The following is an 18,398-nucleotide window of genomic DNA, read 5'->3' as shown; positions in this document are numbered from 1 at the left end:
TCTTTATATCTGGGATGTTGGATACGGCATAACCGCAAGGTACCGCTATCCAACCCAGATGACATGCTCAATCACGGATGTTAGAACGCGTATTTAACACTAAGTCCGCCAGCCACACCTTCGCGTTTTCCGCTATAACCTGACAGTTTCATGTCCATGGACAGATTCTTTTCTTTGGTCGGTGTAATACGGATGCCCACTTCACCTATACCCGTGCTTCCTTTAATGCCTGCAGAATCGATATTATCCCCATCGATAGTCCCCTTGGCTTTACCATCAAACTCATATTCATAGGCAACCCCGCTGATAACATCCAGTTTAGGTGTGGCATGATAGGTGACAGTAACGCCGGTATTCACACGCTGTGAGTTCAACGCCGAAAACTGTAGATTTTCCCCTTGGGAATTGGTGACACTGTCACTGCCTACGCGAGTTGACAGAATACTGGCATGGGTGTCTAGTTTCACCGCCGGCGTAATGGCATAACGGTAGCCGGTTTTGAGGTGCCCACTGACATAAGATGACGCGCTGTCATAATGGCTAGTAACCCCGCCATTCACGCCGAAATCAGCAGAAGAAAAGTCGCTGGATACCCGCCCTGCACGCAGAGAACTGTTGAGGTAAATAGCGTCAGTGAATGCATAGTCGGCAATAATGCCTGCACCTTTATAGTCAACATTTCCGTTACTGTTCATGCTGGTCAATCCGCTAAAATCATTATAGGCGTTATAGCTACCCCAACCGGCTTCAAACAGGCCACCGATGGTGAGTTTCCCCAGACTCTTGGTGATACCGGTGGTTAACGCGAAGCTATCCATATCAATGTGGGAACCGGTGTTGTAACGGCTTTTACTGCCGGAGGTAAGACCAAACAGTGCCACCCCATTATCATCACGGTAAAGCTGTGCTGTATCCAACCCGGCAAGCAGGTCGCTGCCTTGGTTGATTAAAAACATGCCTGGCAGGCGGCCTTCCAAATAGGTTTTAGTCTGTGGGTTTGCGTCAAAACCGGTGGTCGGGCCGTTTTCACGACTTAATTGGGTTACGCTATCTAACGACGCCTTTACTGCATCATTTTCCCGATACACTCTGACATCCGCCAGTTTTGCCGTACCAATTGTGACTTTTTGCGTGTTATTTAACGTCGGCTCACCCCCGGTGACATTTGAGATAAGCGTAATAGCATCCCCCTTGACCAAGCCGCTGTCTTTACTGATACCGGTCACTGCAATAGCCGCATTGTCGATATTGGCCGCGTTAGTCAGTGCAATCAGAACATCATTATTTTTAATATTATTATTTAGATAAAAATTATAAAAGGCAAAATTACCCATCTTATTCAGGCTGATAGGGTTGGCAGCAAAGTTAAAGGTATTGCCGGTGAAAGCATCACCATATGAGCTTGAGATACCGTCGAAAATATCCGCATAGCCTCCCCATATTTCACTGCTATTGGCGTTAAACACCGGGGAGCCTGACAGCGTAATGGTGTTATTGATTGCCGTGGCATTCTCGGATGTTGGCGCGCCACCAAAGCTTGATGCATAACCGCCATAAATAAGGCCACTGAATACACCGCCATTCAGCGTAAGAGTGTTGGCATTACTTTTCACCCGGATGCTGCTACTTTCTCCCTGAGTTGCGTTGTCAATCATAGTGATAGCTTCGGCGTAGCCAGCATAAATGGAACCGATAAATGAACCATCATTAATAACAATAGTATTGCCACTGCTTGAGGCGCTGGCATTCGCCTGAGTTTTATCTACGGTGTTAGTGCCATAGGCAAAAGCAAACACATTGGCATAGGCATACCCACCATGCACAGGGCCACTAAACGAACCGCCATTAATTGTAATGCTGTTGGTATCACTGGTGGCGCGCGCATCAGCCAAACTTCTGGCGATACTGCCAGTACCGTAGGCATTTGCAAAAGCATTGCCATTGGTAACAGAATAACCACCGTAAATATCACCCTTGAACACACCATTGTTAATAATGATCGTATTCATATTACTGCTGGCGTTTGCATAGGTATCACTTTCGGCAATACGACTTATCGCCATAGCGCTTACCATGGCATCACTATTGCCATCGGCACTGGTATAACCGCCATAAATATCGCCATTAAATAAACCATTATTAACGATAACGGTATTATTATTACTTGCCGCATTGGCATCAGCACGGCTTATAACTGCGTTAGTATTACTAACGTTAGATGTTGATGCTACCGCATCAGCAGACCCGCCAATAATAGATTGCAATGTGGCAGATGCGGGGGTATCGACTGTAACAATATACCCAGAGGCATCGGTACTCTCCGACCCCTCCGACAATATGCCAATAATGTCAGTGCTTGAGGCTGTGGTGACCGTGCAGGCACTATCAGCCGATGTTCTGGCGGGATCGTTACACTCAATGGCATAAGCACTGGAGGCTGCACCGGTCATTAACGTTGCCATCAGGCAGCGAGTAATAAGATTAAATTTTTGGATTGTAATAGGTTTCATAGAGATGAATACATCCTGGTGATAGTGATGATTACAAGAAATAGAAAATCGAAATAAGAAAACGAAATAGAAATAAGGAACGAGAAATTGAGAAAAGAAAGGCTTGGCTTTTAATCGGGTTTAAACTCGCCTTATCGAGTTGGAATTAACACTGCAGATGGCAGTTGATGGAGTACAGCTTAAATTGATTTAGATCACAAAATAATCAGACAGGTGGCCTATCGTTGTAGGATTATTCTTGTGTTGCACAATTTTTGTTCATTTCAGTCTTGGCCCCGTGCACCTTTGGGCAAGTGAAAAGGGGGGCAGACACTTTTTGAATCCTTGAGTGTGAAATTAGTGTAATATGTCGGGTCACGAACCAGCGTGTGAAGCCGCCTGCACCCTTTTTAGTGCGCCATGCTGTGTTCCAAAATGTATTACAATCAGTGAGTTTTGCTTGATTGTGAGCTTAACTTATTGATTACAATATATAACTCGACGCCTGTGAAGGCGACATTAGAGGTTGCTCAATGAGCGAGAAGTCAGAAAACCAAAAATTACCAAACTCAAAGCCACAAAGCCCTAAACCACAGGGCGATAAAATTGTGGGTGAAAAATTACAGAAAATCTTGGCACGGGCCGGTCATGGTTCGCGTCGGGAAATCGAAACCATTATCCAACAAGGCCGCGTCAGTGTTGATGGCAAAATATCAACATTGGGTGATCGTGTTGAAGTCACTCAGGCCACCAAAATTCGCCTCGATGGTCATCTTCTTTCTATTAAAGAATCTGAAGAGGCTGTTTGCCGTGTTTTGGCATATTACAAGCCGGAAGGTGAACTCTGTACGCGTAACGATCCCGAAGGTCGCCCAACGGTATTCGATCGTTTGCCAAAACTGCGCGGTTCGCGTTGGGTGGCAGTAGGTCGTCTGGACGTGAATACGTCAGGTTTATTATTGTTCACCACTGATGGTGAACTTGCCAACCGTCTGATGCATCCAAGCCGTGAAGTCGAGCGCGAATATGCCGTGCGGGTGTTTGGTCAAATCGATGACGAGAAAATCAAACAACTCAGCCGTGGCGTGCAGTTGGACGATGGTCCGGCAGCTTTTCGCACCATTAGCTTCCAAGGCGGAGAGGGGATTAACCAGTGGTATAACGTTACGTTAACCGAAGGGCGCAACCGTGAAGTTCGCCGCTTGTGGGAAGCTGTTGGCGTGCAGGTTAGTCGTCTGATTCGTGTGCGTTATGGTGATATTAATTTGCCGAAGGGGTTGCCACGCGGCGGTTGGACCGAATTGGATCTAAAGGCAACCAACTACCTGCGTGAGTTGGTCGAATTGGATTCTGAAACAGTCAGTAAATTGCCTGTAGAGAAAGACAGACGCCGGGTTAAAGCCAATCAAATCCGTCGTGCGGTTAAACGCCACACTGAAGTCGCTGGCCGCCAGGTCGCGGGCCGTCAAGGTTCTGCTCGTAAAAGTTCTACTCGTCAAAATGCGGGTAATGCAGCGCCAGCAGCAACGGCAGCTCGTCGCGGATCGAACAAGCGCGGGTAATTCATCTAAGGGGGGGTCCTTTTCTCCCCCTCATTCATTTTATGCATTCACATCATCCCACTTCCTCAGATATCCTTTTCCTTCCTAAAGTATAAAAAACCAACATATCTCTATTGGGTAGTGGAATATTTCTATAATAAATGGTTTGACCACGTATATACACTGTCAACCACAATAAGATACCGCTAGTTTTGAGATATTCTGTGTGACTATATTGCTCTTGGGGAATACCCCCTCAGATTTAAAATCCAGGAGTATTAACATGAAAAAGTCTCTGTTAACGACCAGCGCGGCTATTTTATTTGTCGTCGGCACCGGATTCTCATCTGTAACTTATGCTTGCGCTGGGCCTCACTCTCACTATGGTGACAATTGTGAAAAGACCTGTGGTTCGCTCCCTGAGCCATTGAAAACAATCTGTTATTTTGGCAGCACACAACATAAAGCTCAGTCATCGAGCCAAGTGGGCCCTGGTATGGCAACGCTCACGCCTCCCATTGGGACATTGACCCCATCCAAAATACCCATGATCCCACTCGATAAGTAATTTGGAAAACGTAGCTCACCAATAGGGGCCAGTGAGGTTGAGATCTCATTATCTATCTAGCGAAAATGCCGCAGATATTACCTCTGCGGCACCTTATTGATTTGCATGAATACTGCGAATTACCAGTCAATACCTTGCTGTGCTTTAACTCCGGCATCAAAAGCATGCTTGACCGGGCGTAATTCACTGACGGTATCGGCCATTTCTAACAAGTCGCGGTGGCAGCCACGGCCAGTAATAATCACAGTTTGATGGGCCGGGCGCTGCTTGAGTGCTGTGATAACCTCATCAAGTGGCAGATAGTCATAGGCGACCATATAAGTCAGCTCATCCAGCACCACTAAATCCAGGCTTGGGTCTGCCAACATTCGCAACCCGTGTTGCCACACACCTTGGCAGGCGGCGGTATCGGTTTCTCTATTCTGCGTATTCCAGGTAAAACCGGTCGCCATAACCTGAAATTCAACCCCATGTTGTTGCAACAGGTTTTTCTCACCGTTAGGCCATTCACCTTTAATAAATTGAATCACTCCCGCTTTCAGGCCATGCCCGACCGCCCGGGTCACCGTACCAAAAGCGGCGGTGGTCTTGCCTTTGCCGTTACCGGTAAAAACAATCATGATGCCGCGTGTTTCTTGCGCTGCCGCAACCCGTGATTCAACCTTTTCTTTTATTTTTTGTTGGCGCTGCTGATGGCGTTCTTCAGACATAACATGTTCCTTTATTCGGCGGGGCCGGGTTTGCGGCCGGGTTGTGCATCGAAACTGATACCGGTTTTTCTGCGGCTATCATCACTCATAAGATAAAGATACAGCGGCATAATATCAGCAGGCGTTTTTAACTTAGCCGCATCTTCGTCAGGGAAGGCGGACGCCCGCATCTGAGTCCGGGTTCCCCCCGGATTAATACAATTAACCCGCAGATTGCTGTGTTTATATTCTTCTGCAAGCACTTGCATCATGCCTTCAGTGGCAAATTTGGATACTGCATAAGCCCCCCAGCCAGAACGGCCCTGGCGACCAACGCTAGAGCTGGTGAAGACCAGAGAGGCGCTGTGGGATTTCAATAGCAGAGGTAAAAGCGCTTGAGTAAGCATAAATGTCGCATTTACATTCACTTGCATCACCTCTTGCCAGAGGGCAATATTCTGCTCCGCCATTGGGGCGATATCGCCTAATAAACCGGCATTATGTAACACACCGTCCAGATGAGAAACATGCTGGCTTAGGGTTCCTGCTAACTGCTGGCAATCTTGTTCTGTTGCATGTAATAGGTCAAGTGGCAGTGCTAACGCTGGTAACCCTTGAGCCTCAGCTATCTGTTGCTGTACAGCAATCAATTTACTTTCCGTTCGGCCAACTAACACTAAACGAGCACCAAAACGGGCATAAGTCAGGGCCGCTTCGCGACCAATACCATCACCTGCTCCCGTCACCAGGATAGTGCGATTATTGAGCAGGTCGTTTTTAGGTTGATAATGCATAACTATTCCTCTTACTGGCGGCAGATATTGTATTCAGACATGCCGCGATATGTTTTACATTCTTATATTTAAGCGAAACCAATGCAATTTTTCATTTGCGCAAGACGGCAGCTTACGGGTTCGCTAGAATGCAGGTATCTCTCTAATAGCAGATGAATAAAGGCGGTATTTGTGGAGTTAATTTCTCTGTACGGACTGTTTCTGGCCAAAGTAGTGACGATTGTGGTCGCCATTGGTGCGGTAGTGTTACTGGTTGTCAGCCAAGGGATGAGAAAACAAGGGCAACGGGGAGAATTGAATCTGGTTGATCTGGGTGAGCAGTATAAGGAAATGCAGCGGGAAATGCGGCTGGCGCGCATGGACCATGCGGAACAAAAAACCTGGATCAAAGAGTTTAAGAAGCAGCAAAAATCGGATCAAAAACTGAAGAAGCAGCGCGCCAAAGCCGGTGCGGTGGCAGCAGTAAAACCCTGTCTGTATGTGATTGATTTTAAAGGTAGCATTGATGCGCATGAAGTGACGTCATTGCGAGAAGAGATTTCCGCAGTGTTGGCGGTTGCTAGCGCGCAAGATGAAGTGCTGCTCCGCCTCGAAAGCCCTGGCGGTGTGGTGCACGGTTATGGTTTAGCCGCCTCGCAATTGGAGCGTTTGCGCCATAAAGGGATTCGCCTGACGGTTGCGGTAGATAAAGTAGCGGCCAGTGGGGGTTATATGATGGCTTGTGTGGCTGATCGTATCATCAGTGCGCCCTTTGCTATCATTGGCTCCATCGGTGTTGTGGCCCAAATCCCGAACTTCCACCGCTTGCTAAAAAAGAACGATATTGATGTCGAGTTGCACACCGCTGGTGAGTTTAAACGCACGCTGACATTGTTTGGTGAGAATACCGAGCAAGGGCGCGAGAAATTCCGTGAAGATTTAAATGAAACGCACCTGTTATTCAAACAGTTCGTGCAGCAGCAACGCCCCTCTTTGGACATTGATGCGGTTGCGACCGGTGAACACTGGTTTGGTACCCAGGCCAAAGAGAAAGGGTTGGTTGATGCTATTGGTACCAGTGATGATTTATTGATTGCTGAAATGGATAACCATGAGGTTATAGGTGTGCATTATGCGCGGCGCAAACGTCTGATGGACCGTTTTACCGGCAGCGCGGCAGAAAGTGCTGATCGTCTATTATTACGCTGGTGGCAGCGTGGCGAAAAACCTTTGTTATAATCTTAAACTTTGGGTTTTTAGTGAAGAAAGGCAGGGGGCTTAGCCCCCTGTTTTTTGTGGCTAAACGGGCCACACAGTAACGAGAAAAGTCACCGGCGATTAATCAATTAAATGATATTTAGCTGACAAAACGTGGGCCAAATGTTTAAACATATTAAATACTGCGGTTGTTTTCGCTGTCGGTAAACCGTCCGCATCCAGGAAAAACTCGCCGCGAAATACTAATACCGGCCCTTTTTGCTCAACCTCAGTTGCCTGCATGCCATGCAGATAATCTTCATGTTGACGAATAATCTCATTAGCCTCTGCCAATAATTTATTACGCTCAATCGGTGTTGTGTTGCCGAACATGATATCTCCTCACTACAGTGTAATTTATCTCACTATTGTACTGCGGGTTAGCATTTGTCCGCAAACCGGCTAAGGTTTATTCGAGCCTCTGGCTGCTTTGCAGCCGCGATTGGATAAATTCATATTCCTCGCTAATTAGGTTGCGTAGTGCTTTTTATCAGGTACAGTGTGGGATTTTATACTATTAGGTGGAAGGTTTTGTTGACGCCATGAGGCAGAATTCACTGCAGTAGCTCTGGGCGCAGGCAAAAATTTTGAGGGATCGTCAGGTAAGACTCGGCAGGCACATTTATGGCCCCGATCAAAAAAACAGGTTGATCTCCTGAGAAAGTACCGCAATATAAAAAAGAGATTCAGAATGCCGCGGTACGGCAAGATAAAAACCTTCTTTTAGAAGAAATAATTTAGGTAAAGGTCATTATGGGTAAAGCCCTCGTAATAGTTGAGTCCCCGGCAAAAGCCAAAACTATTAATAAATACTTAGGGAATAACTACGTGGTTAAGTCCAGTGTCGGTCACATTCGTGATTTGCCGACCAGTGGATCAGCCAGTAAGAAGAGCGCTAACTCAACTGAAGATAAAGCCAAGAAAACCGACAAGCCCAAGACCAAAGTAAAGAAAGACGAAAAGGTTGCGTTAGTGAACCGTATGGGCGTCGACCCTTATCATGGCTGGAAAGCGCAGTACGAAATTTTGCCCGGCAAAGAAAAAGTGGTTGCCGAGCTGAAAGCATTAGCCGAAAACGCTGACCACATCTATCTCGCAACCGACCTTGACCGCGAAGGAGAGGCAATTGCCTGGCATTTGCGGGAAGTGATTGGTGGTGACGATAAGCGCTTTAGCCGCGTGGTATTCAACGAAATTACCAAAAACGCCATTCAGCAAGCGTTTAATCAACCGGGTGAATTGAATATCAACCGGGTGAATGCCCAGCAAGCTCGTCGCTTTATGGACCGGGTTGTTGGTTATATGGTTTCCCCGCTGCTATGGAAAAAGATTGCTCGTGGCTTGTCTGCCGGTCGAGTGCAATCAGTGGCGGTGCGCTTAGTTGTTGAGCGTGAACGAGATATCAAAGCATTCGTTCCAGAAGAGTATTGGGAGCTGCATGCTGACTTGCTGGCGAAAGGTGACGTTCCGATTCAAATGGAAGTCACCCATGCCCATGATAAGCCGTTTAAACCGGTAAATCGCGAGCAGACGCATGCTGCACTGAAATTACTGGAAAATGCGCGCTATAACGTGCTGGATCGTGAAGATAAACCGACCAGTAGCAAGCCTGGCGCGCCGTTTATTACCTCCACCTTGCAACAGGCTGCCAGTACCCGCCTGAGTTTTGGTGTGAAAAAAACCATGATGATGGCGCAGCGCTTGTATGAAGCAGGTCATATCACCTATATGCGTACTGACTCCACCAATTTAAGTCAGGATGCGCTGACTATGGTGCGTGATTATATTGGCGATAATTTCGGTGCTAAGTATCTGCCATCCGCGCCTAATCAGTACAGCAGCAAAGAAAATTCGCAGGAAGCGCATGAAGCTATTCGCCCCTCAGATGTGAATGTGATTGCTGAGCAGCTAAAAGATATGGAAGCCGACGCCCAGAAGTTGTACCAACTGATTTGGCGTCAGTTCGTGGCTTGCCAGATGACACCAGCTAAGTATGACTCCACCACGTTGACCGTTCAGGCTGGGGATTTCCAACTGCGGGCTAAAGGGCGTACTTTGCGCTTCGATGGTTGGACCAAGGTGATGCCAGCGCTACGTAAAGGCGATGAAGACCGCACTTTACCGGTAATTGAAGTGGGCAGTGATCTGGATTTACAAAAACTGATCCCAAGCCAACACTTCACCAAGCCGCCGGCGCGTTACAGCGAAGCATCGCTGGTAAAAGAGTTGGAAAAACGGGGCATTGGCCGTCCATCCACTTATGCATCAATTATTTCGACCATTCAGGATCGTGGTTATGTGCGGGTAGAAAACCGCCGTTTCTATGCTGAGAAAATGGGCGAAATCGTTACTGACCGGTTAGAAGAAAACTTCCGCGAGTTGATGAATTACGATTTTACCGCTCGCATGGAAAGTGGCCTGGATCAGGTTGCCAACAATCAGGCCGAGTGGAAAGCTGTTCTGGATGGCTTCTTTGCTGAATTCAGCGAGCAGCTTGAAAAAGCAGAGAAAGACCCTGAAGAGGGCGGCATGCGCCCGAATCAAATGGTGATGACCAGCATTGATTGCCCAACGTGTGGGCGTCAGATGGGGATTCGTACTGCCAGCACCGGTGTATTCCTTGGGTGTTCTGGTTATGCATTGCCACCTAAAGAGCGCTGCAAAACCACGATTAATCTGGTACCCGAAGCTGAAATTCTCAATATCCTTGAGGGTGATGATGCGGAAACTAACGCATTACGCGCCCGCCGCCGCTGCCAGAAATGTGGTACGGCAATGGATAGCTATCTGATCGATAACCAACGTAAATTGCATGTTTGCGGTAATAACCCGGCGTGTGATGGTTATGAGATAGAAGAGGGCGAGTTCCGTATCAAAGGGTATGAAGGCCCGATTGTTGAGTGCGAGAAATGTGGTTCTGAAATGCATCTGAAAATGGGGCGTTTTGGTAAGTACATGGGCTGCACCAATGATGAGTGTAAAAATACCCGTAAAATCTTGCGCAGTGGCGAAGTCGCACCACCTAAAGAAGATCCAGTACCGTTGCCAGAACTGCCTTGTGAGAAGTCAGATGCCTATTTCGTGTTGCGAGATGGTGCCGCTGGCGTGTTCCTGGCTGCGAACACCTTCCCTAAGTCGCGCGAAACCCGTGCGCCGTTAGTCGAAGAGTTGGTTCGCTTCAAAGATCGCTTACCTGAAAAATTACGTTATCTGGCTGATGCGCCTGTGGTGGACAATGAGGGTAATACAACCATGGTGCGTTTTAGTCGTAAAACTAAACAGCAGTATGTTTCATCAGAGAAAGATGGCAAAGCCACAGGTTGGTCTGCTTTCTATATTGATGGCAAGTGGGTTGAAGCGAAGAAATAAGCGTCTGCACCGATCTGAGCACACTTAAGCCTATAGTGTGGCACTCCGGTACAATAAAAGAACCAGCCTCAATGGCTGGTTTTTTTATTGGGCTAATCCACTCAAGTGCTTTATAGTCTTAGTTAATCCGCTAAAGTTATCGCACTTTGGCTACTGTCTGCATTTATCAAAAAATACTATTATTTTTAGGCTGATGTACTGTAATGCCAGGTCAGAAGGGTATATATAGTTAGCAATGAAATGATATAGTAGTTATATAAAATATTTTCTTATCACCTAATGTTATTATAAGGTCAATACTGACCAGCTTCGCACCATGCAGTTTACGGGTTTTAGTTAATAACTTCTCGGCATACCGGGTGATACCGATATACCAAACTGTGGCGTTCCCACAGTGTTCAACCTAGGATGGTATCGATATGAAATTGCAGCAGCTCCGTTATATTGTTGAGGTGGTTAATCACAACCTTAACGTATCATCCACCGCAGAAGGGCTGTATACCTCGCAGCCGGGGATCAGTAAGCAGGTCCGCATGCTGGAAGATGAGCTGGGTATCCAAATTTTTGCCCGCAGTGGCAAACATCTCACGCAGGTGACCCCCGCAGGGCTGGAAATCATCCGTATTGCCCGTGAAGTTTTGTCCAAAGTAGATGCGATTAAGGCCGTTGCCGGTGAACATACCTATCCTGATAAAGGTTCGCTGTATGTTGCCACCACCCATACTCAGGCGCGTTATGCATTGCCGAATGTGATTAAAGGTTTTATTGAGCGTTACCCGCGGGTGTCGCTCCATATGCATCAAGGCTCGCCGACCCAAATAGCCGAAGCGGTTTCTAAAGGGAGCGCTGATTTTGCTATTGCCACTGAGGCGCTGCATTTATATGACGACCTGATTATGTTGCCGTGCTATCACTGGAACCGTGCTGTGGTAGTGAAGCCAGATCACCCTTTAGCAGGTAAAACCCACGTCAGCATTGAAGAGCTGGCAGCATACCCGATTGTGACTTATACCTTTGGTTTTACTGGCCGTTCTGAACTGGATACTGCGTTTAATCGTGCTGGCCTGACACCGCGCATTGTCTTTACCGCGACAGATGCTGATGTGATTAAAACCTATGTACGATTAGGGTTGGGTGTTGGGGTTATCGCCAGTATGGCAGTTGATCCGATCCAAGATCCTGATCTGGTGATAGTTGATGCCCGTGATATCTTTACCTACAGCACGACGAAAATTGGTTTCCGCCGCAGCACTTTCCTGCGCAGTTATATGTATGACTTTATTCTGCGTTTCGCCCCACATCTGACCCGTGACGTGGTGGATAAAGCGGTTGCTTTGCGTTCTAATGATGACATTGAGGCGATGTTTAAAGACATTAAATTGCCGACTAAGTGATTTATAAAGAAATAAAAGCCATCTCTTTTTAGTGATGGCTTTTCCATAACAGAACTAATAAGTAAAAATTCAAAAGCCAATAGTCACCTCTCCTGTTAATTTGTTTATGAAAATAATGGTGTTATTTTTATAGGTGCTTTCAGGGGGATATATGTCTTCAATATCTTGTCCGTTATTAAGTAATAGATTAACTAATATGTTTTCATTCCATGATGATGTCTATACCGGAAATGAAATTTTTAATATGAAAATTGGTGAAGAACAGTTTGTTTTAGAAAAAAAGAATGGAATTAATAAAGTATTAGATGAGTTATGTAAACATGGGTGGGTTAATCCATCTGCAAATTATCAAGACACGAACCTGTACAATTTACTGAGTTCTTTGGCTGAAACCTCATTGGCAGAAAGGATGATAGGTTTCGATAACGCACTGAAATGTGGTCTGCCGCCTGGTTATAACGCAACTTTCTGCTTTGAGGATAATGGCCAATCTGGTGTGAAGATGCATTATGGGGTGGTCCACAGTGACGGTGACTGTGATCTATTTAAATTGACGGGTGATTTTCTGTTTGATAAAGATTGTAAATTAAGTCATGAAAAAATTTTCATTTCTACCGAATGTTTCCCTCAATGCCCTAAGGCGTTAGAAGATGCGCTGGACTCCAGAACTGTAATAAAGGTATTTTTAGATTGGTTAATGAATTTATTTCATTTGAATGGTACTGCGTTTGAATGTGCTCAATCTGTTGCCGATATGGAAAATAATATTGAGGTGAATTTTTCTAAAGGAAATATCAATCAGGATAATAGTGCTGATTCCGTAATAGAAAGTAGAACGAATGGAAAGTATGAAAATGATCACCATGAATTTTTTGAAAAAATTTCTCATGGGTTTGATGAAATAACTCATTATATAAACAATGAATTAGATGAGTATAGTGATAATAAAATTGAACAAATGATAATAAAATTTTCTGATGATCTTAAAAATGAGATAGAGAATGATGAGAAAGCTCTTAAACAACTAGAAAGTGATTCAGTTAAACCCACTCAAGATCCTGAAAAGATAGAAGAGATAGAAGAGAGAAATGATGGATTTGAGCATCGCTCAAAAGATGATTTTGAATGGGACGATGCTATTTGATAGATAATGTAAATCTGAGTAATTGACACAAATTGGCCATCACCATCGTTTACACCTATCGCTGCCAGTAATCGCCATTGTTGCCAAAATGTTAATGTTTCTTTGTGTTATATTTAATTCAGACCTCATAATTACAAGGGAATAGCCTTGTTGGGATGAATGCTGTTTTAGAGCACTTATAAGAAACAATGGAGGCGCTATGTCGTTGGATCTGCGAAAAACGAGTATGGCCAAGTTGGTCGCTCTTAATCACGAATATCACTACTACAGCCTGCCGCAATTGGCGGCAGTGCTGGGGGATATTGACCGACTGCCGAAATCACTGAAAGTGTTACTGGAGAATCTACTGCGTCATCTGGATGGCGAACAGGTTCAAGAGGATGATTTAAAAGCCATTATTGATTGGCAGCTAACCGGGCATGCCAGCCGGGAAATTGCTTACCGGCCCGCGCGGGTATTAATGCAGGATTTCACCGGCGTACCGGCGGTAGTCGATTTGGCTGCGATGCGTGAAGCAGTCAAACGGCTGGGGGGCAATGTGGCGCAGGTTAACCCATTGTCACCGGTAGATTTGGTTATTGACCATTCCGTCACTGTTGACGAGTTTGGTGATAAAGCCGCTTTTGGCGAGAACGTCCGGCTCGAAATGGAACGTAACCACGAGCGCTATATCTTCCTGCGTTGGGGGCAGAAAGCCTTTAGCCGTTTCCGTGTGGTACCGCCGGGTACCGGGATCTGCCATCAGGTTAACCTTGAGTATTTGGGGCAGACGGTTTGGCATGAACAGCAGGATGGGCGGGCGGTTGCTTACCCCGATACGTTAGTGGGTACCGATTCCCACACCACCATGATCAATGGCTTGGGGATACTCGGTTGGGGCGTCGGTGGGATTGAAGCGGAAGCCGCAATGCTGGGCCAACCTGTGTCAATGCTGATTCCCGATGTGGTCGGCTTCAAAATGACCGGTAAGATGCGTGAAGGGATCACTGCCACGGACTTGGTGCTTACCGTAACGCAAATGCTGCGAAAACACGGGGTAGTCGGCAAATTCGTTGAGTTTTATGGTGATGGTCTGGCTGATTTGCCACTGGCAGATCGCGCGACTATAGCCAATATGTCGCCTGAGTTTGGTGCTACCTGTGGTTTCTTCCCGGTGGATGACGTGACGCTGGGGTATATGCGCTTAAGTGGCCGCAGTGATGAACAGATAGCCTTGGTTGAGGGCTACAGTAAAGCACAGGGGTTGTGGCGTCATCCTGGTGACGAGCCAATATTCACCAGCCAGCTCGCATTGGATTTAAGCACAGTAGAAGCGAGTATGGCTGGGCCGAAGCGGCCACAAGACCGGGTCGCTTTACCCAAAGTGCCCTTAGCCTTTAAAGCGTTTGAAGAACTGGAAATCAATAGCAAAAAAGATAAAGTTGACCATGTTAGCTTCACACTGGAAGGGACAACGCACGAGTTGGTATCTGGTGCGGTGGTGATTGCCGCGATCACCTCATGCACTAATACTTCGAATCCCAGCGTACTGATGGCAGCCGGTCTGTTAGCTAAAAAAGCGGCAGAGAAGGGGCTAAAAACCAAACCATGGGTGAAAACCTCACTAGCACCAGGCTCTAAAGTGGTGACTGAATATCTCAACGCCGCCGGATTAACCCCTTATCTGGATAATTTGGGTTTTAATCTGGTGGGCTATGGTTGTACTACCTGTATTGGTAACTCTGGCCCATTGCCAGAGCCAATAGAAAAAGCCATCAAAAGTGGGGATTTAACCGTCGGTGCGGTGCTGTCCGGTAACCGAAACTTCGAAGGGCGCATTCATCCTTTAGTCAAAACCAACTGGCTGGCTTCGCCGCCGCTGGTAGTGGCTTATGCCCTGGCCGGTAATTTGAACATCAATTTGGCCCAAGAGGCGCTTGGTAACGACCCAGAAGGCAAGCCGGTTTATTTGAAGGATATTTGGCCTAGCGGGTTTGAAATAGCCAAAGCGGTGGAAGAGGTTAAAACGGAGATGTTCCGTAAGGAATATGCTGCTGTATTTGATGGTGATGAGGAGTGGCAGTCAATTCAGGTCGATAGCACGCCGACTTATGATTGGCAGAGTGATTCTACTTACATCCGGTTGCCCCCTTTCTTTAGTGATATGAAAGCGTTGCCTGATCCGGTTGAGGATATCCACAATGCACGTATTTTGGCTATCTTGGCCGATTCCGTCACCACAGACCATATTTCTCCCGCCGGTAATATCAAGCTCGATAGCCCAGCGGGCCGTTATCTGCGTGATCGTGGGGTCGAAATTAAAGAATTTAACTCCTACGGTTCCCGCCGCGGTAACCATGAAGTGATGATGCGTGGGACTTTTGCCAATATTCGTATCCGTAATGAAATGGTACCGGGGGTTGAGGGGGGCGTCACTCGTCATATTCCGTCACAAAATGAGATGGCTATCTATGATGCCGCTATGCGCTACCAGCAGGAAAATGTGCCATTGGCGGTGATTGCCGGTAAGGAATATGGTTCAGGCTCTAGCCGTGACTGGGCAGCTAAAGGGCCGAGATTATTGGGTGTGCGGGTAGTGATTGCTGAGTCATTTGAGCGTATTCACCGCTCCAATCTGATTGGCATGGGTATTTTGCCGCTTGAATTCCCCGCAGGGGTTAATCGCAAAACCTTGGGGCTGACGGGTGACGAGTCCATTAGCGTGAGTGGGTTACAAACGCTGTCTCCGGGGCAAAAGGTCGCAGTGACGATAACCTACGCTGACGGGCGGCAACAAACGGTAGATACCCACTGTCGTATAGATACAGGTAATGAATTGGTTTATTTTGAAAATGGCGGCATTTTGCATTATGTGATCCGCAAAATGCTGTAGGCAGTAAAATACGGCAGTTATTCGTGACACTGTCACTGCGGTGTTTGTTCAATAAAAAGGGTGGCTGAGAAACCACCCTTTATTTGTCTTTGAACGCGGCCAGTTATTTGGTTAACAGATGGCCCATTTTGGCTGCTTTGGTCGCCATGTATTGTTCGTTCTTGGGGTTCTGCCCGACAATCAATGGCACCCGTTCAACAATATTGATCCCCGCTTCGGAGAGAATCTCAACCTTCTTCGGGTTATTGGTCAGCAAACGTACGGCTTTGACACCCAGTAATTTATATATATCAGAACATAAGGTGAAGTCACGTTCATCGGCGGCAAATCCGAGTTGATGATTAGCTTCAACTGTATCCGCGCCCAGATCCTGCAAAGCGTAAGCGCGAATCTTATTCAATAGGCCAATATTACGGCCTTCCTGACGATGATAAATCAGCACACCGCGCCCCTCTTCGGCAATGTGTGCCAAAGCGGCTTCTAACTGAAAACCACAGTCACAACGCAAGCTAAACAAAGCATCGCCCGTTAGGCACTCAGAATGAACACGGGATAGCACCGGTTTATCACCACTGATATCACCAAATATTAAGGCCAGATGGTCATGGCCAGAGGCTAATTCTTCGAAACCGACCATCAAAAAATCACCCCAAGGCGTCGGTAACTTGGCTTCTGCTACACGTTTAAGCTGCATCTTACTGTTCATATTATAACTTCAGACCTTAAGGATGTTATCGCGCATCCTGATGTGGATACCCGCTTTAACCCGTTATATCCCTTCATCTTAGGGATTAGGTTAAATAAAAAGTTTCTCTGCGATCATTATTAGCTATATTGCCATAACTTTTGACTCACTGCTGTTCAACAATGCAGCGATAAGCAAAGAGAAAATGTCTGACGAGAACATATTTGGGTAATGACAAAATTTTGTTTATGTTATCAATGATTAATGGGACTTATACTGTGTGGTTATAGCTGTTGTACAATTCGTGCTATCACCATGGAAAAGACGATATAGACATTATGTGCAACCAAGGGCTCCCAGATGTGGAATATAGCGAAACGAATCACTGCCGGAACACTAATCTTACTCTTACCCACCCTTGTTATCTGGCTCTCCGGTTGGCAGTGGCAACCTGGCAGCAATAATGTGTGGTTGAAAAGCGTGTTCTGGGTGACAGAAACAGTCACTGCACCGTGGGGAATATTGACCAGTGCGCTGCTCAGTTGCTGGTTTTTATGGTGCTTACGGTTTCGGATTAAACCTGCGATTGGCTTGCTGCTCCTGATGGGGGGCGTCATTATTGTCGGCCAGGGTGTAAAATCGCTGATTAAAGAGCAGGTACAAGAGCCACGCCCGTTTGTGGTATGGCTGGAAGCAGAGCATCATATTGATAATCGCTTTTTCTATTCACTTCCCCGGGCTGAACGCAGTGAGTTGGTCAAACAGCAACTCCAGAACCAAACTATTATCCCCGTGTGGTTGAGCCGCCATTGGCAGTTTGAAACTGGTTTTGCTTTTCCCTCTGGCCACACGGTTTTTGCTGCCAGTTGGGCATTGTTGGCGGTGGGCATATTGTGGCCACGGCGGCATTATAAGACGGTGTTTTTACTGATGATATGGGCGCAAGGTGTCATGATGAGCCGGTTGGTACTCGGTATGCACTGGCCACGGGATCTGATCGCTGCAACACTTATCAGCGGGTTATTGGTCGCCATTGTGTGTAGCTTAGTGCAACGTTGGTTCGGTTCATTAGCGATTTTGCCGCAGGAACAGCGCGAGATTGAGCAACGTGAGCATGAGGAAAAATAAGTGATTAGTTATTATTCTCAGCCCAGTCGCTTAAAATAATATCGATTAGGTACTCAATTGGCGCTTTATATTGGTGCAGGGTTTCTTTGCTGGGCAAGGAAGTGCTAATTTATCAAGTAAGGGCGCCACATTTTTGGCATAATTCATCAGGTTGATTCGGCCTTTAGGAAAAAACGTGAAATATTTGCTGATTTTTTTGTTAGTGCTAGTGATTTTCGTGATTTCAGTCACGTTAGGGGCAAATAACGATCAAGTCGTTACCTTTAACTATTTATTGGCTCAGGGCGAATATCGGGTATCTACGTTATTGGCAACGCTTTTTGCGGCTGGTTTGGTTCTTGGGTGGGTTATTTGTGGGCTTTTTTATCTGCGGGTTCGGATTTTACTGGGGCGCGCAGAGCGGAAAATTAAACGTCTTGAGTCACAGCAAGAGCAGCCTATTGAATCCAGTGCGGCTGTTTCCACACCTGCTGTCAGCAAGGAATAATT

Annotated in this window: 14 protein-coding genes; 9 read left to right on the top strand and 5 right to left on the bottom strand. The window is 46.6% G+C overall.

Annotation, left to right across the window (positions count from 1 at the left end):
- Positions 1–80: 80 nt before the first annotated feature.
- Positions 81–2,510 (bottom strand): autotransporter domain-containing protein, encoded by a 2,430-nt coding sequence (locus A6J67_RS15110; RefSeq protein ID WP_050296962.1) that lies wholly within the window; start codon positions 2,508–2,510, stop codon positions 81–83.
- Between the two features lie 512 nt (positions 2,511–3,022).
- On the opposite strand from A6J67_RS15110, the gene rluB reads away from it, so the two are divergent.
- Together rluB and A6J67_RS15100 are read left to right on the top strand one after the other, a co-directional pair.
- Complete coding sequence (rluB, locus tag A6J67_RS15105; protein ID WP_050073276.1) at positions 3,023–4,051, top strand: 23S rRNA pseudouridine(2605) synthase RluB; 1,029 nt, start codon at positions 3,023–3,025, stop codon at positions 4,049–4,051.
- A 262-nt stretch (positions 4,052–4,313) separates the two neighbouring features.
- Complete coding sequence (locus tag A6J67_RS15100) at positions 4,314–4,598, top strand: hypothetical protein (protein ID WP_050073278.1); 285 nt, start codon at positions 4,314–4,316, stop codon at positions 4,596–4,598.
- A 119-nt stretch (positions 4,599–4,717) separates the two neighbouring features.
- Here the strand turns inward: A6J67_RS15100 and cobO are convergent, their stop codons facing one another.
- Positions 4,718–5,308: a cob(I)yrinic acid a,c-diamide adenosyltransferase gene (gene cobO / locus A6J67_RS15095; protein ID WP_042569732.1), complete on the bottom strand. Its 591-nt coding sequence runs from the start codon at positions 5,306–5,308 to the stop codon at positions 4,718–4,720.
- Between the two features lie 11 nt (positions 5,309–5,319).
- Positions 5,320–6,081: a YciK family oxidoreductase gene (locus A6J67_RS15090; protein WP_005191576.1), complete on the bottom strand. Its 762-nt coding sequence runs from the start codon at positions 6,079–6,081 to the stop codon at positions 5,320–5,322.
- 171 nt (positions 6,082–6,252) lie between these two features.
- Between A6J67_RS15090 and sohB the strand changes: the two genes are divergently transcribed.
- Positions 6,253–7,299, top strand: coding sequence for a protease SohB (gene sohB, locus A6J67_RS15085; protein ID WP_050073279.1), 1,047 nt, complete (start codon positions 6,253–6,255; stop codon positions 7,297–7,299).
- A 99-nt stretch (positions 7,300–7,398) separates the two neighbouring features.
- Here sohB and A6J67_RS15080 read toward each other — a convergent pair whose 3' ends face one another.
- On the bottom strand, positions 7,399–7,650 hold the full coding sequence (locus tag A6J67_RS15080; protein WP_005191579.1) for a YciN family protein: 252 nt from the start codon (positions 7,648–7,650) through the stop codon (positions 7,399–7,401).
- Between the two features lie 420 nt (positions 7,651–8,070).
- On the opposite strand from A6J67_RS15080, the gene topA reads away from it, so the two are divergent.
- The 4 genes from topA (at position 8,071) to acnA (ending at position 16,096) form a co-directional block, all read left to right on the top strand.
- Complete coding sequence (gene topA / locus A6J67_RS15075; RefSeq protein WP_080608247.1) at positions 8,071–10,686, top strand: type I DNA topoisomerase; 2,616 nt, start codon at positions 8,071–8,073, stop codon at positions 10,684–10,686.
- 419 nt (positions 10,687–11,105) lie between these two features.
- Positions 11,106–12,080, top strand: a complete 975-nt coding sequence (gene cysB / locus A6J67_RS15070) for an HTH-type transcriptional regulator CysB (protein WP_005191584.1) — start codon at positions 11,106–11,108, stop codon at positions 12,078–12,080.
- Between the two features lie 151 nt (positions 12,081–12,231).
- Entirely contained in the window at positions 12,232–13,224 is a 993-nt protein-coding gene (locus tag A6J67_RS15065) for a hypothetical protein (protein ID WP_125461924.1), read from the top strand.
- 199 nt (positions 13,225–13,423) lie between these two features.
- Entirely contained in the window at positions 13,424–16,096 is a 2,673-nt protein-coding gene (gene acnA / locus A6J67_RS15060; protein WP_032907703.1) for an aconitate hydratase AcnA, read from the top strand.
- Positions 16,097–16,199: 103 nt separating this feature from the next.
- On the opposite strand, the gene ribA is transcribed toward acnA, so the two are convergent.
- Positions 16,200–16,790: a GTP cyclohydrolase II gene (gene ribA / locus A6J67_RS15055; RefSeq protein WP_005191591.1), complete on the bottom strand. Its 591-nt coding sequence runs from the start codon at positions 16,788–16,790 to the stop codon at positions 16,200–16,202.
- Positions 16,791–17,141: 351 nt separating this feature from the next.
- Between ribA and pgpB the strand changes: the two genes are divergently transcribed.
- Entirely contained in the window at positions 17,142–17,909 is a 768-nt protein-coding gene (pgpB, locus tag A6J67_RS15050) for a phosphatidylglycerophosphatase B (RefSeq protein WP_005191593.1), read from the top strand.
- 175 nt (positions 17,910–18,084) lie between these two features.
- Complete coding sequence (locus A6J67_RS15045; RefSeq protein WP_005191595.1) at positions 18,085–18,396, top strand: LapA family protein; 312 nt, start codon at positions 18,085–18,087, stop codon at positions 18,394–18,396.
- The last annotated feature ends 2 nt before the right edge of the window (positions 18,397–18,398 follow it).

This window comes from Yersinia sp. FDAARGOS_228, assembly GCF_002073315.2.
Taxonomy (GTDB): Bacteria; Pseudomonadota; Gammaproteobacteria; order Enterobacterales; family Enterobacteriaceae; genus Yersinia; species Yersinia intermedia.
The sequence above is the reverse complement of the archived record's forward strand: the minus strand, read 5'-3'. Positions and strand labels throughout refer to the sequence as shown.